Here is a 20,804-nt window from a genome sequence, read left to right as displayed (position 1 = left end):
TATGATGAGTAGGGCATTTTGCAGCAAGTATCTGTTCAGTCAGGGAATGATATCATTGAGCCGTTGTATCATTTGGAATTGAAACAATAATGGATGTTGTTTACTTAACGGCTTTGGTGTTGGAATAATATGCTAGGAAAGACGAAGTTATATCGCTCTCTTTTGGTTTTGGTGTGCTCTTTTAGTATGACCGCTTGCGCACAGAATGTTAAAGGCGAACGCTCAACTTATCAGGGTTTCGCCCTTTACTCTGATATTCAATATGGGCCAGATAAAGCCCATTCTTTTGATGTTTATACTCGCTCAGATTTTTCTAATGCACCGGTTATCTTTATGGTCCATGGTGGGGCCTGGAAAATGGGCGATAAAAAATCTGACAGTGTTGTAAAAAATAAGGTTAAACGTTGGGTTTCATCGGGATTTGTATTTATTTCAGCGAATTATCGATTAGTACCGCATGCAAATCCTGTTGAGCAAGCTCAAGATCTCAGAGAAGCATTGGTCTCTGCCCAGAATCAAGTTTATCAATGGGGTGGTAATCCCGATAAATTTGTCTTGATGGGGCATTCTGCTGGTGCCCATCTAGTTGGATTGGTCTCTGGTTCTGTTTCGGATGTTACTTCTATCGGAGGCAAGCCTTGGTTAGGTGCTATTTTATTGGATAGTGCTGCGCTTGATGTGCCCTTAGTTATGGATTCAGATCACTATCGCTTTCATGATCAAGCTTTTGGTAGGGACAGAGATTTTTGGTATCAAGCATCACCTTATCATCAGTTAAGATCTGATGCTCGTCCCATATTGGTAACATGTTCGTCGAAACGTAAAGGTGCTTGCGATCAAGCTAATAAGTTTGTCTCAAAGGCTAATTCGATGGGAATAAAGGCATCAGTGTTAAGTAGAAATTATTCGCACAAAGGTATGAATACGGAATTGGGCGCTGATAATTCTTATACGCAGGATGTTGAAGGCTTTATGTCTGGCTTGGACAGCCATGTAAATAGAGTTGTTGTGGGTTCAGAAAAGTTGTCAGCAGATTCTGAAACGCAGACTGGTCCAGTCCGTAAGCTTATCCAAAGAATAAAAGAGAGAAGGGCGCAAAGGGAAGAATAGTTCTAACTCCACAAGTTTTTTCCATTATGAAAAATCATCAGTTGGCTGATCTTATTTTGGGTCCTTGGGTTCATTGTGTCGTAAATCGGTTTATTGTTTGTGTATTAGGTTTTAGCTGTTTATCTTTTCAAGTGCTTGCTGAGGGAGAGAGAGCTTCTCTGCCTGCGGTTGGAGCTATGGCTGATAAAACCTCCATATCCGGTTTATCCTCAGGCGGCTTTATGGCTGCTCAATATCATATTGCTTACTCAGAGAATCTGGTAGGAGTAGGCATTATTGCCGGAGGGCCATGGAATTGTGTTGCGAGCATCCCTGGAAATGATTTCACGCCTAAACTTGTGAGTGCGACCACAACTTGTATGGACCCTTGCAAGTACAGCTGGTTTGGCTGTCCTGAATCTTTATATCCCAATAGTCGTTATTTGTCTGAGCTAGCCAAGACTGAAGCTGAGCGCGGTAGTATTGCTGCGTTAGATAATCTTTCTGACGATAAAGTTTATATCTTCTCGGGCCTCGAAGATAAAACGGTAAAGCAGGTTGTAGTAGATCAGACTCTGTCTTTTTATGAATACTTAGAACTGGATGAAAGTGCTATTCGCTATGACAACAGAGTTGCTGCAGGGCACGGATTCATTACCGATGATCTTGAGGATAGCCAATGTGGGCTGACAGAGAAACCATGGATTAATAATTGTGGCTTCTCGCAAGCGCGGCGCTTGTTAGAACATATCTATGGCGAATTAGAGGTAGATGTTAAAGAGTTGTCCGGTGAGCTGATTAAATTTGATCAAACGCCATTTATTACAGGTGAATACACTAGTCTAGACGATATGGGTTATGCCTATATTCCTGAGAGTTGCCGTAGTGAATCTTGCAGGGTGCATGTGGCTCTACATGGTTGCCGTCAAGGCCATGAATTTTTGGGGGATCGATTTGTAACGGGTACAGGTTATAACGAAACAGCGGACGCTAACCAATTGATTATCCTTTACCCGCAAGTGAAACCATCCTCAATCATGCCTTTAAATCCTCGTGGCTGTTGGGATTTCTGGGGGTATAGCAGTAATAGCTTACCGCCATACCATTACTATAAAAGAAGTGCACCGCAGATGAAGGCGATTAATGAGATGGTTAATCGCTTAATCTCAAAACCACTAATGAGCTTTAGCAGTGCAAGTTTGAGAGTTAGATCGTTAGCTGAATTTAAGCTTCATGTCAGCGCTTTCTAAATAGCTAGCTTCTTGCTCAAGCCCAGCTTCAGTCAATGGGTGATGAGATAGCCACTCTGCAGGAAAATTCATATGCAGCGTTTGACTATCAAAGCTAAAGGTAATTGCCGGTAGGCGGTCTGAAGAGCGGCTACGATGGAGTATAACTGCGAGTCTTAGTAATACGCAGAGTCGACGATAGGGTTCTTGCAAGCGTTTAGGCAGTGTTTTGAACTCGTCTTTAGGGAATTTTCGACGATGGCCTCGAACGAGAGTCGCTAGTTGTTGCTGCTCGCGTGTCGTAAAGCCGGGTAGATCAGAGTGATTTAGCAGATAAGCGCTGTGCTTATGGAACTGACTGTGCGCGATTGTTAAACCAATCTCATGGGTACGTGCTGCCCAACAAAGCATATCGTAGTGTTTCGACGAAAGGTGCCAGCTTTCCTTCAATTGCGCCCAAGCAAGCAGTGCGGTTTGTTCGACGCGTTCGGCTTGTTCTTGGTCAACATGGTAGCGCTGCATAAGTGCGGTAATGCTGCGATCACGCACATCTTCATGCTTTAAGCGACCTGCCATATCATAGAGAACACCTTCACGTAGTGCGCCTTCGGAGAAGCTTAGTTTCTCAAGATTTAGGGCTTCGAATATCCCGCATAAAATGGCTACGCCTGCAGTGAGGACGGTTTTACGTTCAGCTTTAATGCCGTTAATGTCGATATCGTTACTGTGTTTGAAGGTCAGCAGAAGATCTCTAAGTTGCTGCAGCCCTTCCCAGGTAATGGACTCTTGGCTGTAGCCATAATCCTGACAAATATTACGAACGGCTTTGATTGTGCCTGAAGCACCTACTGCACTGTTCCAGCCTAGATTGCGATATTCTCGGACGATCGATTGCAGTTCTTGGCGAGCGGCTGTGCGAGCGCGTTTAAAGTTGGAGGCAGAGATAATGCCATCTTCAAAATAGCGTTTGGTGTAGCTAACGCAGCCCATATGGAGGCTTTCCATTGTGCGGGGCTCAAAACGCTCGCCAATAATAAACTCGGTACTACCGCCACCAATATCAATGACTAAACGGGAGCCTTGATCATCTGCGAGCGTATGAGACACCCCTAAATAGATTAGGCGCGCTTCCTCACGACCTGCGATGATTTCAAGCGGAGTTTCTAGGATAGCTTCAGCTTCCTCAATAAACTCTCGACTATTCTTGGCTTCACGGAGAGCGTTGGTGCCAACGACTCTAACGGAATCTCTAGGGAGGTCTTTTACGCGCTGGGCAAAACGGCTGAGGCATTCAAGCCCACGTTGTTTTGCTTCATCTGTCAGGTAGCGCTTTTCATTGATGCCAGCGGCCAACTGAACTTTATCGGACATTAGGTCAATCGGGCGTATCTCGCCCTGATCAAGCTGCGCGACAACCATGTGGAAACTGTTAGATCCTAAATCAATGGCTGCTAAGCGTTGATCATCTTGTTTATCTGAAACAGTTGAAGGCTCTGTCATGCGTTATCGTCCTATGACCCGATATGTAAGGCTGAGCTAGATTACCAAAAGTACTGCGGTACTGCAGGTGCTTTTCATCTTTTGTTTTAAGGCTTTTAATTTATAAGGATAGTCTACTGGAAATATGGCCTGACAGCCCCATGAAATGGGGTTTTATGGCGTTTGAGGTTTAAGCTTATAGCTAAATAATTGACCGCTATACTAGGGAATTACCCTTGTAGGCGTTACACAATAGGCGGCGAGGATGCTATTATCGGCAGTCTTATTGAAAAATAATGGGCGCAGCGGAGAAAAGTTCCCATGAGTGAAAACATTGTAAATGTTACAGATGCTTCCTTTGAGGAAGATGTTCTCAAAGCTGAAGGTGCAGTATTAGTTGATTACTGGGCTGAGTGGTGTGGTCCTTGTAAAATGATCGCCCCAGTTCTGGAAGAGATCGCTAAAGAATACGGTGACCAGCTGAAGATTTGTAAGCTGAATATCGATGAAAACAGCGAAACTCCACCAAAATTTGGTATTCGCGGTATCCCTACATTGATGCTTTTTAAAGGCGGAAATGTAGAAGCTACTAAGGTTGGCGCACTATCGAAATCGCAGCTTTCTGCGTTTATCGAAGCTAATCTTTAATAGATTGATACCTAGAAAGTGTAATGTAGCTCAAAACATTGCACTTTCTTACCTTCGCACTATAGACAGACCCTTACCTTCCTTCTATAGTGTTGCTTGTTTGGTCCTCCCGCTGAAATCTATTTCCTTCTTTTGTATTTTAAGCGAGAGCGTTTTGACCAACGTTCGACTTTCTTCTTAAATTCCATCCAAATATTAAAAATTAGCTTCGTGCTCATTTTCTTCAAACTATGAATCTTACCGAACTAAAAACAAAAAGCGTTCCCGAGTTACTTGAAATTGCCAAAGGCATGGGAATGGATAATCTGGCTCGTTCCCGTAAACAGGATGTTATTTTCGCTATCCTTAAGCGTCACGCGAAAGGCGGTGAAGACATTTACGGTAATGGCGTCTTAGAAATTCTGCAGGATGGTTTTGGTTTCCTGCGTTCCGCTGACTCCTCATACCTAGCTGGCCCGGATGATATCTACGTATCTCCAAGTCAGATTCGTCGTTTCAACCTGCGTACAGGTGACACGATTGCGGGTAAGATTCGTCCACCTAAAGATGGTGAGCGTTATTTTGCATTATTGAAAGTTAATGAAATTAACTACGATAAGCCTGATAACGCGAAGAATAAGATTCTTTTCGAAAACCTGACGCCTCTATTTGCGCAGGATCGTTTGCGGATGGAAATTGGTAACGGCAGTACAGAAGATCTGACTGCACGTGTTATCGATCTGGTTTGTCCAATGGGTAAAGGTCAGCGTGCTTTGGTTGTATCACCGCCTAAAGCCGGTAAGACCTTGATGCTGCAGAACATCGCTAACAGCATCACCCGTAACAACCCAGAAACTCACCTGATTGTATTGCTAATCGATGAGCGTCCTGAGGAAGTAACAGAGATGCAGCGTACCGTTCGCGGTGAAGTGGTTGCATCTACCTTCGATGAGCCGCCATCACGTCACGTTCAAGTGGCAGAGATGGTTATCGAGAAAGCTAAGCGTCTAACTGAGCATAAAAAAGACGTGGTTATCCTTCTGGATTCCATTACGCGTTTGGCTCGTGCCTACAACACGGTTATCCCATCTTCCGGTAAAGTACTAACCGGTGGTGTTGATGCGCATGCTCTAGAGCGCCCTAAGCGCTTCTTTGGTGCTGCTCGTAACATTGAAGAGGGTGGTAGCTTAACAATCATCGCAACAGCATTGGTTGATACGGGTTCTAAGATGGACGAAGTTATCTTTGAGGAATTCAAAGGTACAGGTAACTCTGAAGTTCACTTGGATCGTAAAGTTGCTGAGAAACGTGTATTCCCAGCAATCAACATCCGTCGTTCTGGTACGCGTCGTGAAGATCTTCTTACATCCGAAGAAGAGCTACAGCGTATGTGGATCCTACGTAAGCTTCTAGATCCAATGGAAGATACTGCAGCGACAGAGTTTGTAATCGACAAACTGAAAGACTTTAAAACAAACGACGAATTCTTCCTTTCGATGAAACGGAAGTAAACCGGTTTGCGTATTAAAGGGTGAGCATCTGCTTGCCCTTTTTTATATCTACTAGGTCTGATTATGGCGACACCCAAATATAAAGATCTGCGTGACTTTATCCACATGCTTGAAGAGCGTGGCGAGTTAAAGCGCATTAAACAAGAGATTGATCCTAATCTGGAGATGACCGAGATTAGTGATCGTACTCTCAAAGCAGGCGGTCCAGCTCTGCTGTTTGAAAATCCTAAAGGTTCCTTTTATCCAGTGTTAGCTAACTTGTTTGGTACGCCTGAACGTGTAGCGATGGGTATGGGAGAGGAGTCTGTAGAAGCGCTGAGAGATGTAGGTAAACTCTTATCTCAATTAAAAGAGCCTGAACCACCTAAGGGTATGAAGGATGCTTGGGAAAAGCTGCCTATCTTTAAGCAAGTGCTCAATATGGGCCCCAAGCTGGTTAAGTCTGCGCCGTGCCAGAAACATGTGATTGAAGGGGATGATGTTGATCTAAATACCCTTCCTATTCAAACTTGCTGGCCGGGGGATGCAGCACCGTTGGTTACTTGGCCTTTGGTGATTACACGCGGTCCTAATAAAGAGCGACAGAATTTAGGGATCTACCGTCAGCAATTAATCGGTAAAAATAAACTGATTATGCGTTGGTTAGCACACCGTGGTGGTGCACTTGATTTTCGCGAGTGGAAACAGGAGCACCCGGGTGAAAAATTTCCGGTTGCCGTTGCTTTAGGTGCTGATCCAGCAACGATTCTAGGCGCAGTGACTCCAGTTCCTGATACCTTATCTGAGTATGCGTTTGCGGGCTTGCTGCGGGGTGGTAAGACTGAAGTTACTCAATGTATTGGCAATGATCTTCATGTACCTGCTAGCGCTGAGTTCATCTTAGAGGGTTATATTGATCCGGCCGAAATGGCGGATGAAGGCCCATTTGGCGACCATACAGGTTACTACAACGAGGTTGATAGCTTCCCTGTATTTACGGTCGAGCGAATTACCCATCGCAGTAATCCGATCTATCACAGCACCTATACTGGACGTCCACCTGATGAGCCAGCGATCTTGGGTGTGGCGCTAAACGAAGTGTTCGTACCTATTCTGCAGAAGCAGTTCCCTGAGATCGTCGATTTTTATCTGCCGCCTGAAGGCTGTTCCTACCGTATGGCGATAGTGACGATTAAGAAGCAGTATCCGGGCCATGCAAAGCGTGTGATGTTGGGTGTCTGGTCGTTCTTAAGACAGTTTATGTACACCAAATTCGTAATCGTTTGTGATGATGATGTGAATGCCCGCGATTGGAATGATGTGATCTGGGCGATCACTACGCGTATGGATCCTCAGCGGGATACCGTGATGATCGATAATACGCCGATCGATTATCTTGACTTTGCATCGCCAGTGTCAGGGCTCGGCTCTAAAATGGGCATGGACGCGACCAATAAATGGGAAGGTGAAACAACCCGTGAATGGGGGGAGCCTATTGTTATGGATCCCGAAGTTCAGAGTAAAGTAGACGATATCTGGGACGAATTGGGTATTTTAAAGTGATCTATGCCTAAGCATATTCTGATCGAAAATAACGGGGATGAAATTCCTTCCGAGTCAGATGAAACCCTGCTGGAAAGTCTGCATCGAGCAGGGTATAAAATGCGCGTCAGCTGTCGCAATGGTGTCTGTGAAATTTGCGAAGTAAAGCTGCTTGAAGGCGAAATTAAACAACGCTATCCGGAACTGTATCTCTCTGTTGATAGCGTTCAAACTACTCGTAGTGCACCAAGTGTACTAGCATGTACATGTAAACCCTTAAGTGATGTAAGGGTCAGGATTGAAGGGTTAAAAAGCCCTGGAGAGTTATCTGTGAAAAAGCTCCTTTGTGATATTAAGGCATTTGAAAAGCTAAACCATGATGTGTACCGCATCCGCCTGCAAATGCCTGCAACGGCTTCTCTATCTGCCGAATTTTTTGCTGGTCAGTATTTAGATATCTTTTTGCCAGACGGTAAACAGGCTTCATTTTCTATTGGTTCTGCGCCAGATACGGGTCGTGATATCGAGTTACATATCCGTCATATGCTTGAGAGTGAAATGTCTAATGCGATTATCGGACATTTAAAAAGTGAAAAAGCGGTAGAGATTGAACTGCCTAAAGGTGATTGCTACCTACAAGCTCATAAACTAAAACCTGATACGCGTTTGATTTTGGCTGCGGCGAGCACGGGCTTTGCGCAAGTGAAGAGTGTGGTAGAGCATCTATTGGCTAACCAATTTGGTAACCCAATTTATATCTATTGGGGCGCTTGTGTAGAGGAAGATATGTATTTGGAAAAGCTTCCAATGCAATGGGCTGCAGAGCATCCAAATGTTCACTTTGAGCCGATTGTGAGCGAACCTGAAAATAGCCCTGGTTGGACAGGTCGTACAGGTCTATTACCGGATGCTGTTCTAGAAGATTTTGCCGATTTTGAGAATGTAGAAATTTTCGCAAGTGGCTCCCCTGGTATGGTGTATGCGTTGCTAGATGCGTGTGAACCACGTGGTTTTGACGAAGCGAATATGCACTCTGATGTGTTTGCTTATGCGCCAAGACCTAAGAGCTAAATTAATCTATTTACTGAAAAAGGAGCCTCTGGCTCCTTTTTTATTGCTCAATCGTCCTTGAAGGCGTGTTTTACACTAGCTAGATGTAACAAAGCTTTCTTATAAATGCTTTTCTGATCATTTTTTATTAGAATCCACGGTTCGCGCTTACCCTAATCGCTTAGTTATGGATCTCTATCTGAACGGTTATCGATAAACGCCGAGCCAGAATTGCACTAGCTAGACGTTTTACCTGTTTCTATCAACTTACTTGGATGTATTCAGATGCAATCATTCGCTGCCTTAATGATTCGTTCCCTTGTTTATCTGCTTTTTATGGCAGGTGTAGCAAATATCTTTGCAATGGAAGGTTATGCCCTGTTGGCAGAGAGTAAGTACGATGAAGGTTCAGCGACAGAGTTGATGCATGATACGTTTGCTTTCGTTACCTGTATGTTGTTTTTAATCGGTGCTTATTACAGTGACACGTTGCGTCCAGCTGCCGTGGTTGTTGCAACGCTGAGTGGCATGATGCTGATTCGTGAGTTTGATGCTTTCTTAGACGAGAATATGTTTGATGGCGCATGGCAGACGCTGGTTTGCATCTTGATTGCTACATCGACTTTATATTTGATTAGGCAACATCACCCGGTTAAACCTTCCTTAATTGAATTCTCGAAACTGTCCAGTGCTGGTATCTATCTGAGCGGTATCTTGGTTGTATTGGTATTTTCACGTCTGTTTGGCCGCGGTTCCTTCTGGGAAGCGGTGATGGGTGATGGCTATGTAAGGGTCGTGAAGAATATTGTAGAAGAAGGAACTGAGCTTATGGGCTATACGATACTGGTTATCGCTGCGGTTGAGTTTCTGTGGCAGATAGTCAGTCAACGAAGAGCGAGCAATGCGTCTCGATAGACTATAGGTTATCAAAAAGTTCGGTAGAGTAAATAAAAGAGGAGCAGAGAGCTCCTCTTTTGCTTTTGGCTGGCAATAACTTCAGTAGCGGGATAAGCTTTATTAAATCCATAACTACCTCAGGGGCTTTTGAGTTCTATGGAAGGGCAAGGCTCTGAAGTATTGATGGTTCGGCAGCCCATCTTTGATCGGAATCTCAAGATCATTTCTTACCAGCTGCGCTATCAATATTCTGAATACATTGAAGACTCGCTATTTGACCCTGAAACGGAAGGGTCGATGCTAGTTATGCACACCTTTACTAGTCTGTTTCAAGACGGGCATATCAATAAAGTACCGGTCTTTCTGCCTTTTCCTAGTTCGATGTTACAGGAGGGTAGCTCTCTAGCATTGCCAAGAAAAGAGATAGTTATTGAAGTCCATCCAGATATAACGGTGACTGAAGAGGTTGTCTCTCACCTTAGAATGCTGTCTAAACAAGGGTACCGAATTGCTTTGGATGGGTTCTCAATGCAACCTCATCTCATCCCCTTAATTAAATTGGTCAATATCATCAAAATCGATTTTAGTTTGATGCATCGGGCTAAAATTAAAAAGCTAGTAGCCACGCTGAATAAAGCGAAAAAGACCGCATTAGCGCAAAATGTAGATGACTTTGAAACCCTACAGTTCTGTAAAAAGGTCGGATTTAAGCTGTTTCAAGGTGGTTTTATTAGTCGTCCAGTTAAGGTACTAGGGAAAGATGTTCCGGGTAATAGCGCGGCTTTAATGCAGCTTTTGCAACAGTTGCAGCGTCCAGATATTACGCCTTCAGAAATTGAAGAGCTGATTATCATGGACCCTAAGCTTAGTTTTAAGATTCTAAAGGTGGTTAATTCCGCTGCTTACCAGCAGAACCGTTCAATTGATTCTATGCAGCAGGCGGTGGTGATATTGGGGCATGACCAAATACGGAAGTGGGCGACTCTGATTACATTAGCCAGTAACCCTGATAAGCCTGAAGAGCTTGCTAGAAACCTATTGGTCCGTGGTCGTATGTGTGAGTTACTAGCAGAATCATCTGAATCATTGCAGCAAGACAGTGCTTTTATGGTGGGGATGATCTCGCAGTTAGACATTTTAATCGATGTCGAGATGGAAGAGATTCTTCGGCAAATTCCTTTGGATGAAAAAATTAAGTTTGCAATCTCTGATTATGAAGGCGAGTTAGGTGAATTATTAGAAGTAGTAATCGCATTTGAAAACGCAGATTGGGATCAGGTACAGGCATCTGCATTCGGTAAAGAATTCTTTGAGGTAGCCTACCGCCACAGTTTGCATTGGGCAGAGCAAGCCATGGCGGCGTTGGTTGATGGAGAGTGAATCGCTATTATGGTTTGTAGCGATCATGATTGAAAATAAAATCATTGCCTTCGGCTGAAGCATGACAGGCAATGCATCCTGTAGGCATCCCTTTGGCTACTCGGCCTGCTAATTTAGCCCCCTTGGGATTAGTAAGGATTTTTCCATTAGCGGCATATTTAACATAGAACCAGTTCTGGTTGTTAGGGTCATACATATCATCTCGTTTAAACATAATCGTGACGGCCTTGAGATATTTTTGTGGATTATTAATTACATCGTCTATGGAAAGTCCGTCACCCCCATAGTTGCGCTTTACTACTAAATCTCCTTTCGTGCCTTTAAAAGTAACTGGAACTTCAAGTAATTCTAAAATCATTCCGTGTGGGGGTGCCCCTTGGTAAGGTCGGGTAATAATTGGGTCGACTCCTACCAAATGTTTTCGTTCCATAAAAGACCATAAATCCTTAGCGTAGTTTACGGATTCTGTATCTCCAAATGGCATAGTTTCAGCGCTAGCAGGGAATGAAAGTATGAGGGTTGTGGATATGGCGGAAATAAGAGGGAACTTCATAATGATGCTCCTTGTGCACATAAAGGGGGTTAAAAAAATGTGCACTTTTTAGGTGTGATTGCCCCAATCTTTCATCTTAATAGGGGCTTCGGGTATCAATAGTGACACAAGATCTGGAATGAAGTTCAATAATTTGTTTTGGTGGATACATTAAAAAAGGATGCTTAAAAGCATCCTTTTTATAGCTACACAACAGAGTATTAAGCGCTAGCTTTTTGCTCTACTGGCATTGGTAGTTCAGGTAAGCCTGATGCCACAATGCTTAGGTTTTCTTGTAGTAAACCTTGTGCCTTTTCATCTTCGCCTAGGTGGCGAAGTAGGCGCGTTAACTCACCTAAAGTCTCTGGTTTAGCATCTAGCTCAAGGCTTTGCTCAAAGTACTTAACTGCCTGCCCCCAGTGCTCATTGCGTAAGGATAAGCGACCTAGGGTTAATAATAGTTCAGGGCTTTCAGCGTGAGCTTTCTGCCAGCTACGAGCACTATCAAGCTGCTTCTTGGCATTTTCGCCATTGATGCGGCCATACAACGTAACCAATTTCTCGTCCCAGTTTTTCTTAATCAAGCTGCGAAGATTTTGTTCTGCACGATCTTCGGCGCCAAGAGAAACCAGTAGTTCGGTGTAATGCTGAACGATTTCACCATTCTTAGTTTGCTCTGTCGGCAGATCAGACCAAGCATCGCTTAATGCTTTTAGGCGGTCTTCTTCACTGGTTTCCACAGGAAGCTTGCTAACACTGTCTTCAAGAATATGAGTACAGCATTCTGCGCTTAGTTCATATAGCTCTTCCGTTTTCAGTGCTTGGTGTTTACGCAGTGCAGGAATTAGTTGAGAAAGCGCTTTCCAGTCATTCAGGCGAAGGTAAACATCTTTCAGCAGCTTCATCACGTATGTGTTTTTAGGTGCTAGTGTGCGTAAACGTAGAAGCGTTGCTAGGCAAGGCTCTAGCTGACCACGAGATAGTTGAATCTCAGCTTGAGAGATAGCAACAGTTACTTCGGCTTCAGGCGTTGTGTTGCGTGCCTTTTGTAGAAGTTCGTCAGCTGCAGCTTCATTGTTTTGCTCATGTGCAGCTTTTGCTGCAGCTAGGTAGTTTACTAGCGGCAGATCAGAGCGCTCAGCGGCTTGTGCCAGCTGCTTCTGTGCTTGAGCCCAGTTGCCTTCAGATAACGAAGTTAAGCCTTTTAGCGTCTTACGGCGGCTGATTAGCTGGTTTCTGTTATCTTTCCAAGCTTTTAGCTTAGTAGTTGGCAGCTGAGTATGAGTGACTAAGTTTAATAGCCAGTGACCAATGACAAAACCTACAGCCAAAACGATGAGAAGAACCCATAGGCTGGTTTCGATCGTTGTTTGGTTATAGGCGATCAAGACGTAGCCTGAATCTTTGATCATCATCTCACCGACGAATGCACCGCCAGCAAGAATGATCAGCAGAAGTAGGACAAGTTTTTTCATTATGAAGCCCCTTGTTCCTTAAGTTTTGTCATATGAGCAAGGTAGTTCTTCAGGCTGCGTAGAGAACCAGAAATATCTGGCATCTCAGCCGTTACTTTAACGCTCTTTAGCTCAGAAATACCGCGCAGCAAGCTTTGCGTAGTACCGTCGCTTTGCTCGAAGTAAGTAGAAACCCAATCGTGCGCTTTGTTTAGGCTGGCATCATAAGATGATTGCTTACGCTGTAATAGAGCAAGCTGAGCTTGTTCTAGCATAAGGTGAAGGTTTTGCTGTAGGTAGTAAGTTTGCTGTGGTGATAGCAATGGTTCAATTGGCTCGTCACGGTGCTGGATAACCACAAGCTTGTTAAGTTTGTCGGTTGCTTTGCTCCATGATTCTTCTAGACCAGCCGTCCAAGATTCTTCGACTACCTCTGGCGTAACTTCTTCCAATAGGTCTGGTAGCTTGTGCTGTTTAGAGATTGGGATTAAACGTAGGTTTTGTACCTGATTGTTTAATGCGCCAAGCTGTAGGAAAACGCCTTCAGTATCCAATACCGGTACTGCTTCTAATGCTGCGATATCAGCAGCTAAAGCCTTACGTACATCGTAAATGGAAACGTCGTCAGTCTCTTTGAGGATTTTGTCAGCGGATTTCAGTAGTTTCAGTGCGCCTGCGGACGTTTGTTCCATTAGTACGCGCTGATTAGCGAGACGTAACAGGTATTCCACTTCAGCTAGAAGCCAGTCTTTACGATTGGTTTTCTGGTTAGCTGTCACTTGCTGGATGCTTTTAGTTAGACGTGCTTGCAGCTCATCAATGTTGTTTTTGTCTGCTTGGCTTTGAGATTTTAGTTGGCCCAATGTTTGATTCATGCCAGCTAATGCTTGATCGACAGAGCCTCGAGCGTCGCTTAGAGATGAGCTAACCTGAGCTTCAATCGCTGCGTTATTCTGAGCAACGCTATCGCTCTGTTGTAGAGATAGCCAGTACAGGTAACCAGCAGCACCTAAAGCGATAATAGAGATAGGCAGTGCTAGTTTGCCAGGCCATGTTGCAGGCTTCTTCTCTTTCTCTTCTTTTGGTTCAGGAGCAGATTGTTCTGATGCAGCGACATTGTCTGCTTCAGCCGTTGTTTCTTCTGCTTCTTTGTTAGTCTCTTCTGCAGCGGCTTCTTCCTGTTTAGCGACTGCTTCTGTAGTTTCTTCAACCACTTCTTCAACAACCTCAGTTGCAGGTACATCTTGAGTGGTTTTCTTATCTTCCTGCGATTGTTTCTTTTTGTTGCTCATCTGTCGATTTCCGCAAAAGTCAGTGACTGCTTCAGGGTGTCGATCATTGCTTGATCGTCAGGCCCCGAGGCCGTGGTTACTCTGTTGAATCCAGCTGCTTCGGCAGCTTTTTTAATACGTTCACTGGGCACAACAAGATGACAGCGTAATAGTGAATCAGTGCTGAATTTCCCATTAGGGCGCTGTATCAAGTCCAGTAAATTGTCGAGTCCCGCACCGCTGCTGATAAATATGGCATCTAAAGGCCGATTAAAAAGGGCATCGGCAATATCAGCGTCGGAATATGCAGGACATTCACGGCGGTAGAGTTCAGCATAGCTAACCTCGGCTCCCCGTGCACGAAGTTCAGTGGCTAATTTTTCCCGTCCACCCTGGCCTCGCATAATTAAAATCTTGTCGCCAGTTATCTGTTGCAGCGCAGGTGATGCTAATAGCGCTTCTGAATCGTACCCCAGAGGGCTGTGATAGGCATCTATACCATAGTTGTTCAATAGTGCCGCACTCTGCTTTCCGATCGCTAGCCATTGAACGCCCAGTGGCAGTTGCGGCCAGTATAAGTCGATCCACTCATAACCAATCTCAACCGCATTTGGGCTGATAAAAATGACATGCTGAAATAGATCGAGATCTAAAATGTGTTGTTTCAGTGGATGAAAGTTTTCATCAGTTTCAGCGATGGGTTGGATTTTGAGTAGAGGAAAGGGGATTGGTTCCGCGCCAAGGGCGCGGAGTTGTTCGGTAAGCTTTTGGGCCTGATGCTCAGGACGTGTCACCAGAACCCTAAGGTTGATTAAAGAGTTAGGCATCTGCTTTGTTATATACAGCGTCCAAAATCTCTTTAGCACCTGCGGCCAAAAGTCGATCAGCCAGTTCTACGCCAATGGCTTCGGCATCAGACGGAGCGCCGCGTTGTTCGTCGCGAAGAATCAACGTACCGTCTGGTTTTGCAACTAGGCCGCGTAGGTAGAGTTCAGAATTTTCATCGTTCAGCGTCGCGTAGCAGGCGATAGGTACCTGACAGCCGCCTTCAAGGCGCTTGTTCATAGCGCGCTCTGCCGTTACACGCCAAGCCGTTTCGGTGTCGTGTAGTGGCTTAAGAAGTTCATGCAGTTCGGCATCATCTGTACGGCACTCAATGCCTACAGCGCCTTGGCCACCTGCCGGTAGGCTGAAATCTACAGAAATTTCTGAACGAATACGTTCAGGCATCTCTAGACGAATTAGACCTGCAGAGGCAAGGATGATCGCATCATATTCGCCTTCGTCTAGCTTACGTAGACGTGTATTGACGTTACCGCGAAGCCATTTGATCTCTAAGTCAGGGCGTTTTTCGCGAATTTGCGCTTCACGACGTAGAGAAGATGTACCGACTACAGCGCCTTGAGGTAGTTCATCAATGCTGTTGTAAGTATTAGAGACAAAAGCATCGGTTGGCTGTTCGCGTGGGCAGATCACGGCCAAACCTAAGCCTTCTGGAAACTCCATCGGTACATCCTTCATGGAGTGAACCGCGATATCAGCTTCACCGGCTAGCATTGCTTCTTCTAGCTCTTTTACAAACAGGCCTTTACCACCCACTTTGGCTAGCGGTGCATCTAGAATCTTGTCGCCTTTAGATACCATGCCGAGTAATTCGACCTTAATGTCTGCGTGATGGCGTTCTAGCTCGGCTTTTACATATTCTGCCTGCCATAGGGCCAATGGGCTTTTACGGGTAGCAATGCGGATGGTTCTGCTCATAAAAGTAGTCTCAAATACGGCATATTTAATATTTGTTGCCGATTGTAGCAGATTGCAGGGCGCGATATAGACACCTCAAGCGAAAGGGCATGATATAATGTCGCGCAAATTTTGTGATATCGGCTAAAAATAGCTGATTAAGTCTCCGAGTAATTTGAGGTTTTCCCATGAGTGATAAAACTAACCAGCAGTGGGGCGGTCGTTTTAATGAGCCAACGGATGCTTTCGTTGCGCGTTTTACGGCTTCCGTTGAATTTGATCAGCGTATGTATCTGCAGGATATTCGCGGTTCTATTGCTCATGCGAAGATGCTGACAAAGGCAGGCGTTCTTACCGAAGAAGAGCGTGACGATATTATCCGTGGTCTTGGCGAAATTCGTGTCGAGATCGAGCGCGGTGAATTTGAATGGTCAATTGAGCTGGAAGATGTGCACATGAACATCGAAGCGGCCTTGACTAAGAAAATTGGTATCACAGGTAAGAAACTACACACGGGTCGTTCTCGTAATGACCAAGTAGCGACCGACATTCGTTTGTACCTACGTGATGAAATCGATCTGATCTTGGCTGAAATTACGCGTCTACAGCAGGGCCTGTTAGGTATTGCTGAGCGTGAAGCTGATACGATCATGCCAGGTTTTACGCACCTTCAAACAGCTCAGCCTGTAACCTTTGGTCATCACCTGCTTGCTTGGTTTGAGATGCTAACGCGTGACTTCGGCCGTTTCGAAGATTGCCGTGAGCGCGCCAACATCATGCCTCTAGGTGCTGCAGCACTTGCGGGTACGACTTACCCAATTCAGCGTGACCTAACTTGCGAACTGCTTGAATTTAATGCACCGGCTGAGAACTCTTTGGATGCAGTATCTGATCGTGACTTCGCGATCGAGTTCTGTTCCGCGTCTAGTATCTTGTTGATGCACCTAACGCGTATGTCTGAAGAATTGGTTCTATGGACATCTGCTCAGTTTGATTTCATCAACCTGCCAGATCGCTTCTGCACAGGTTCTTCAATCATGCCGCAGAAAAAGAACCCAGATGTACCTGAGTTAGTACGTGGTAAGTCCGGTCGTGTTTACGGTCACTTGATGAGCTTGCTAACGTTGATGAAGTCTCAGCCACTGGCATACAACAAAGATAACCAAGAAGATAAAGAGCCGCTGTTTGATGCAATCGACACAGTGAAAGGTTGTCTACGTGCATTTGCTGATATGGTGCCTGCGCTTGAGTCTAAGAAAGAGAGTATGCGTGAAGCAGCGCTTCGCGGTTTCTCTACAGCGACTGACTTGGCGGATTACCTAGTGCGTAAAGGTATGCCTTTCCGTGATGCTCACGAAGTTGTAGGTAAATCTGTAGCCTACGGCATCGAGCAGAATAAAGATCTAGGTGAAATGACGTTGGAAGAGCTTGTTCAGTTCTCCGATACGATCGAGCAGGATGTATTTGAAGTGCTAACGCTTGAAGGTTCTGTTGCAGCACGTGATCATATTGGCGGTACAGCGCCAAATCAGGTGCGTGCAGCTGTGAAGCGTGGCCAAGCTAAATTGGATGCGCGCGGTTAATCGCTCATTTTAGAAAGAAAAAACGCGCTGCCTTGAGAAAGGTCAGCGCGTTTTTTGTTTGTCTGCGGTATGGTTTATTTATCTAAGCTGATATCAACCATTAGATCGCTAGCAATATTTTCTAAATCCTGTTGCAGCTCATCTAAGTCTAGGTCGCTGGATGCGAGTAACTCAGCTTCTGCTTTAAACAGCAATTCAGCCGACATAGAACCAGACACGAGTTCTGTGTTTAGGCGTTCAACGTTTACGTGGCGTTTAGCTAGTGCGCTAGAAATATCACGCACGATGCCAGGTTTGTCATGGCCAACCAACTCAAGTTTAAAGTGCTGAGATGCGCCAGTGACTTCTGGTGCTGAAGACTGTTCAACTGTTACCTTCAAGCCTTGAGCGTCTAGTGCTGTTAGCGCTGCAGTTAATGAGGCTGCTTTATCTTCAGGAACTTCGGTGATTAGAATGCCGGCAAACTTTCCAGCTAATCTGGACATACCGGATTCTAGCCAGTTGCCGCCATTTTCAGTAATGGTTTGCGCTAGCATTTCGACCAGACCTGGTTTATCAGGACCGATGACGGTTAAGACAAGAGATGTCATCATTGTAGGCTCCACTCTGTACATCATTATTAACTTTATAAGATCACTATAACACTATGATCGAAATTATCAGTGCTCTATGGCCGGTATTTGCACTTATTTTATTAGGTTATGCGGCGAGAAAGAGCGGATTTCTAACCGATGACTTTTGGGGGCAGGCGGAAAAGGCCACTTACTTTGTACTGTTTCCTATTTTGTTGGTGTCCCGTTTAGCCAGTACAGATATGACTGCTGTTCCTCTGGATCAGGTGGGGTTGGCTGTTGTGTTGCTGGTTTTGGGTGGTAGTGTGTTGGTCTTTTTGGCTAAACCGTTCTTGAAGGTCGATGCTGCCGGGATTACCTCCATTTATCAGGGTGGAATTCGCTTTAATGTCTATGTGGGCTTGGCTGCTTCGGCAACCTTGTTTGGTCCTCAAGGAGTAGTGGTAGGTGCAGTGGTAATGGCGCTAATGATCCCTTTGTTGAATTTCTGCTGTGTGCTGGTCTTTTCCTACTTTACTCGTAGAACTCAAGATTTTAAGAGCGTGTTGTTAGCGTTGTTAAAGAACCCCCTTATTGTCGGAAGCTTGTGTGGTCTGTTGTTAAATCAGACGGGGGTAGGTTTTCCGGATCTGCTGATGCCTATCGCTGAATTCCTCGGTCGTATGGCTCTGCCATTGGGGCTGTTATCTGTAGGAGCAGGACTGAGCTTTAAGGTCCTAATGAAAAGTGGCCAAGCGCTAAGTGTGACCTCGTTGATCAAGCTGTTATTAATGCCGTTATTGGCCTTTCTGATCTGTGTTGTATTGGGGCTGCCAAATGCTGAAATTATCTGGTTGTACGCGGCCTTACCAACGGCTGCATCCTCTTATATTCTGGCGCGTCAGCTTGGTGGGGATGTGCAAATGATGGCTGCCATTATCACCGGACAGACACTTTTCTCGATGTTAACCATACCTTTTATGATGATTTTTCTTAATTTTCTGCAAAAAAGTTTATAAATCAGTAGGTAATTGGCTCTTTTTACAATTCTGGATTAAAATAATTATGTAACTGGCCGATAGTTTTATTGCCTCATGATTTATAAGGGGTTGCAAAAAACTGTATTTATGAAAAACTACGGCCGGGCATTAAGTAAACGAGCGTTTGTTTAATGTGTGGTAAACCTTATAGGCAGAATAATGAAAAAAGGTCCTGATCTGGTTCTAATCTTGGTAGTCGTGTTTGTACTAGGGTCTGTAATGACCGGCGTATCGCATGCAGATTTCCAGTTTGCTTCCCTGTTTGAGCAAGTCTTTAACAGTTAAGCTTTCAATTGCGTTATAGATAGCTTCTGCTATCAGTAACAATCGATGTTAGAGGGATATCCCAGCTCTCTACAGGTAACTCTTCTACTCTCTGAATTTCATGCGCCAGCCCGATAAGGCTTGGTCCTTTCATGCTTTTCTTCAGATTTTTAAAGCCGAATGTGCGGTCATAGTATCCGCCGCCCATGCCCATACGATTGCCTTTTGCATCGAAGGCGACTAGAGGTAGCAAAACTAAATCTATCGCCCAAGCGGCTCTGCGTTTGTGCGGTTGCAGTTTAGGTTCACGGATACCGTAGATATTCTTAATCATCGGCGTTTGGTTTGTGTACGACGTAAACCATAAGCGATTGTGAAGAATAGGGTGTAAAACAGGTAGGTAGACTTCCTTGCCTAGTTTCCAGCAGTAATGAATCAACGGTTCAGGGTTTATCTCACCGTCATTAGGTAGATATATGGCGATGGTTTTGGCGCGTCTGAAATCTGCGCGGGTGCGTATATTCTTCAACAAACCATGTGCGGCTTGTTTTTGTTGAAGAGGGGTTAATGAACGTCTGAGTCGACGAATACGCTGACGAAGCTGTTTGCGTTGTTGATTCATAGTGATATGAAGATCCCCAAGGTGCCGGTGTCGGATATGGCCCTGAACCCGAAGGTTCAAGGAGGTGGTTACTGAGTATCATTAGGCTTTCCGGTAAATCGGACATGCACACCAGAAACTACGAGCAACCCCCAAAAGTGTGATTATCGGCTCGAGGGACGTAACCAACGGTCGAACACCCCAGGGCATGTTTTTATTATACCCTTTATGGTGCCGGTGTCAGGACTTGTAATAAAAATATTTTCTGCTAGGTGGTGATGTAACTGGCTGTTAAATATACACTTTTATTAAGTTGAAAAGTTTTCAAGGACAGTGGTTAACTGTCCGAATCAGCAGTTTGTGTTTCGTTGATTAACGCTTGATCAATTTTGTTGCCAAGGTGACGTAGGCGTTCTTCAATATTGCTGGTGTTTGCTTGCTTAGATTGCAATAACTCATGAGCCAAGTTGAGCGCTGCCATCACTGCTATCCGCTCAAGTCCTAATACTTTGCCTGTTTTTCTGATCTCTAGCATTTTCTCATTAAGAAAGTCTGCGGAAGCCAATAATTCAGCTTCTGCGTCAGCCGGACAGTTAAAATTAAACTCTTTGTCTAACAGAGTAATAGTGACAGGTTGGGATTCTGGCTGGCTCATTTGTTTTGCTCCAACGCTTTAAGTCGCATGATCATCGCTTGAATTTTGGATTGCGTTTGTTCGTTGAGCTGTACTAGTTGAGCACGCTCCTCTTTAAGCTGTTGTTCACGGGCACGCAGCTGAATATTTTCCTGATTTAGTTGTTCGCAGCGTTCCAGAAGTTGATCGATTTTCTGTTCCAGCGCGTTAAAGTAATGCTCAGTCATGCAGAAAGAATGCCCCTAAAGCTAAATTATTCTCAGCAGGACTATAATCAGCCCCTGTCTGTGGGTCAATGACGCTGCACAGGAAGTGTTGAAATGCTAGGATTAACAGCACGATATTATTGAT

General features: G+C 44.8%; 21 protein-coding genes and 1 other RNA gene. 11 read left to right on the top strand and 11 right to left on the bottom strand.

The features are described 5' to 3' along the window. Window positions 1–186: 186 nt before the first annotated feature. Window positions 187–1,110: an alpha/beta hydrolase gene (locus tag ACMXYP_RS16840; protein ID WP_415882788.1), complete on the top strand. Its 924-nt coding sequence runs from the start codon at window positions 187–189 to the stop codon at window positions 1,108–1,110. 26 nt (window positions 1,111–1,136) lie between these two features. Next, window positions 1,137–2,339, top strand: coding sequence for a poly(3-hydroxybutyrate) depolymerase (locus ACMXYP_RS16835; protein ID WP_415882787.1), 1,203 nt, complete (start codon window positions 1,137–1,139; stop codon window positions 2,337–2,339). On the opposite strand, the gene ppx is transcribed toward ACMXYP_RS16835, so the two are convergent. Then, window positions 2,304–3,818, bottom strand: a complete 1,515-nt coding sequence (ppx, locus tag ACMXYP_RS16830) for an exopolyphosphatase (RefSeq protein ID WP_415882786.1) — start codon at window positions 3,816–3,818, stop codon at window positions 2,304–2,306. The two genes, ACMXYP_RS16835 and ppx, sit on opposite strands and share 36 nt — an antisense overlap. A 300-nt stretch (window positions 3,819–4,118) precedes the next feature. Between ppx and trxA the strand changes: the two genes are divergently transcribed. The 6 genes from trxA (at window position 4,119) to ACMXYP_RS16800 (ending at window position 10,783) form a co-directional block, all read left to right on the top strand. Beyond that, window positions 4,119–4,445 (top strand): thioredoxin TrxA, encoded by a 327-nt coding sequence (gene trxA / locus ACMXYP_RS16825; protein WP_415882785.1) that lies wholly within the window; start codon window positions 4,119–4,121, stop codon window positions 4,443–4,445. Window positions 4,446–4,675: 230 nt separating this feature from the next. Further along, window positions 4,676–5,935, top strand: a complete 1,260-nt coding sequence (gene rho / locus ACMXYP_RS16820) for a transcription termination factor Rho (protein ID WP_007021413.1) — start codon at window positions 4,676–4,678, stop codon at window positions 5,933–5,935. A 63-nt stretch (window positions 5,936–5,998) separates the two neighbouring features. Then, window positions 5,999–7,477, top strand: a complete 1,479-nt coding sequence (ubiD, locus tag ACMXYP_RS16815) for a 4-hydroxy-3-polyprenylbenzoate decarboxylase (protein ID WP_415882784.1) — start codon at window positions 5,999–6,001, stop codon at window positions 7,475–7,477. 3 nt (window positions 7,478–7,480) lie between these two features. Further along, on the top strand, window positions 7,481–8,527 hold the full coding sequence (locus ACMXYP_RS16810; protein ID WP_415882783.1) for a 2Fe-2S iron-sulfur cluster-binding protein: 1,047 nt from the start codon (window positions 7,481–7,483) through the stop codon (window positions 8,525–8,527). Window positions 8,528–8,791: 264 nt separating this feature from the next. Continuing rightward, window positions 8,792–9,421 carry a hypothetical protein gene (locus tag ACMXYP_RS16805; RefSeq protein WP_415882782.1) on the top strand — a complete coding sequence of 210 codons (630 nt, stop codon included), beginning with the start codon at window positions 8,792–8,794 and terminating at the stop codon, window positions 9,419–9,421. A gap of 138 nt (window positions 9,422–9,559) precedes the next feature. Further along, window positions 9,560–10,783 carry an EAL and HDOD domain-containing protein gene (locus ACMXYP_RS16800; RefSeq protein ID WP_415884690.1) on the top strand — a complete coding sequence of 408 codons (1,224 nt, stop codon included), beginning with the start codon at window positions 9,560–9,562 and terminating at the stop codon, window positions 10,781–10,783. Window positions 10,784–10,790: 7 nt separating this feature from the next. Here ACMXYP_RS16800 and ACMXYP_RS16795 read toward each other — a convergent pair whose 3' ends face one another. The 5 genes from ACMXYP_RS16795 to hemC all read right to left on the bottom strand — a co-directional run bounded on the left by ACMXYP_RS16795 (window position 10,791) and on the right by hemC (window position 15,801). Then, entirely contained in the window at window positions 10,791–11,336 is a 546-nt protein-coding gene (locus ACMXYP_RS16795; RefSeq protein WP_415882781.1) for a cytochrome P460 family protein, read from the bottom strand. Between the two features lie 200 nt (window positions 11,337–11,536). Then, window positions 11,537–12,790, bottom strand: a complete 1,254-nt coding sequence (locus ACMXYP_RS16790; RefSeq protein ID WP_415882780.1) for a heme biosynthesis HemY N-terminal domain-containing protein — start codon at window positions 12,788–12,790, stop codon at window positions 11,537–11,539. Continuing rightward, on the bottom strand, window positions 12,790–14,061 hold the full coding sequence (locus tag ACMXYP_RS16785; RefSeq protein WP_415882779.1) for a uroporphyrinogen-III C-methyltransferase: 1,272 nt from the start codon (window positions 14,059–14,061) through the stop codon (window positions 12,790–12,792). The genes ACMXYP_RS16790 and ACMXYP_RS16785 overlap by 1 nt, the downstream gene beginning before the upstream one ends. Beyond that, entirely contained in the window at window positions 14,058–14,834 is a 777-nt protein-coding gene (locus tag ACMXYP_RS16780; RefSeq protein WP_415882778.1) for a uroporphyrinogen-III synthase, read from the bottom strand. The genes ACMXYP_RS16785 and ACMXYP_RS16780 overlap by 4 nt, the downstream gene beginning before the upstream one ends. A 25-nt stretch (window positions 14,835–14,859) precedes the next feature. Beyond that, window positions 14,860–15,801 (bottom strand): hydroxymethylbilane synthase, encoded by a 942-nt coding sequence (gene hemC / locus ACMXYP_RS16775; RefSeq protein WP_415882777.1) that lies wholly within the window; start codon window positions 15,799–15,801, stop codon window positions 14,860–14,862. Between the two features lie 167 nt (window positions 15,802–15,968). On the opposite strand from hemC, the gene argH reads away from it, so the two are divergent. Then, window positions 15,969–17,363 (top strand): argininosuccinate lyase, encoded by a 1,395-nt coding sequence (gene argH / locus ACMXYP_RS16770; protein ID WP_415882776.1) that lies wholly within the window; start codon window positions 15,969–15,971, stop codon window positions 17,361–17,363. 74 nt (window positions 17,364–17,437) lie between these two features. Here argH and ACMXYP_RS16765 read toward each other — a convergent pair whose 3' ends face one another. Then, window positions 17,438–17,956 (bottom strand): glycine cleavage system protein R, encoded by a 519-nt coding sequence (locus tag ACMXYP_RS16765; protein ID WP_415882775.1) that lies wholly within the window; start codon window positions 17,954–17,956, stop codon window positions 17,438–17,440. 53 nt (window positions 17,957–18,009) lie between these two features. On the opposite strand from ACMXYP_RS16765, the gene ACMXYP_RS16760 reads away from it, so the two are divergent. Further along, window positions 18,010–18,933 carry an AEC family transporter gene (locus tag ACMXYP_RS16760; RefSeq protein WP_415882774.1) on the top strand — a complete coding sequence of 308 codons (924 nt, stop codon included), beginning with the start codon at window positions 18,010–18,012 and terminating at the stop codon, window positions 18,931–18,933. A 180-nt stretch (window positions 18,934–19,113) separates the two neighbouring features. After that, entirely contained in the window at window positions 19,114–19,239 is a 126-nt protein-coding gene (locus tag ACMXYP_RS16755) for a hypothetical protein (protein WP_415882773.1), read from the top strand. Between the two features lie 13 nt (window positions 19,240–19,252). Here ACMXYP_RS16755 and ACMXYP_RS16750 read toward each other — a convergent pair whose 3' ends face one another. The 4 genes from ACMXYP_RS16750 to ACMXYP_RS16735 form a co-directional block, all read right to left on the bottom strand. Next, a complete protein-coding gene (locus ACMXYP_RS16750) occupies window positions 19,253–19,840 on the bottom strand; it encodes a 5-formyltetrahydrofolate cyclo-ligase (protein ID WP_415882772.1) in 588 nt (195 codons plus the stop codon). A 9-nt stretch (window positions 19,841–19,849) separates the two neighbouring features. Next, a non-coding RNA gene (gene ssrS / locus ACMXYP_RS16745) (6S RNA) lies at window positions 19,850–20,030 on the bottom strand. Between the two features lie 126 nt (window positions 20,031–20,156). Continuing rightward, window positions 20,157–20,474, bottom strand: a complete 318-nt coding sequence (locus ACMXYP_RS16740) for a cell division protein ZapA (RefSeq protein WP_415882771.1) — start codon at window positions 20,472–20,474, stop codon at window positions 20,157–20,159. Next, entirely contained in the window at window positions 20,471–20,680 is a 210-nt protein-coding gene (locus ACMXYP_RS16735; RefSeq protein ID WP_415882770.1) for a TIGR02449 family protein, read from the bottom strand. Before ACMXYP_RS16735 ends, ACMXYP_RS16740 begins: the two co-directional genes overlap by 4 nt. Between the last annotated feature and the right edge of the window lie 124 nt (window positions 20,681–20,804).

Source organism: Neptuniibacter sp. QD34_54, from assembly GCF_047778055.1.
Classification (GTDB): Bacteria; Pseudomonadota; Gammaproteobacteria; order Pseudomonadales; family Balneatricaceae; genus Neptuniibacter.
Note: the sequence above shows the minus strand (reverse complement) of the source record. Positions and strands in the feature narration are given on the sequence as shown.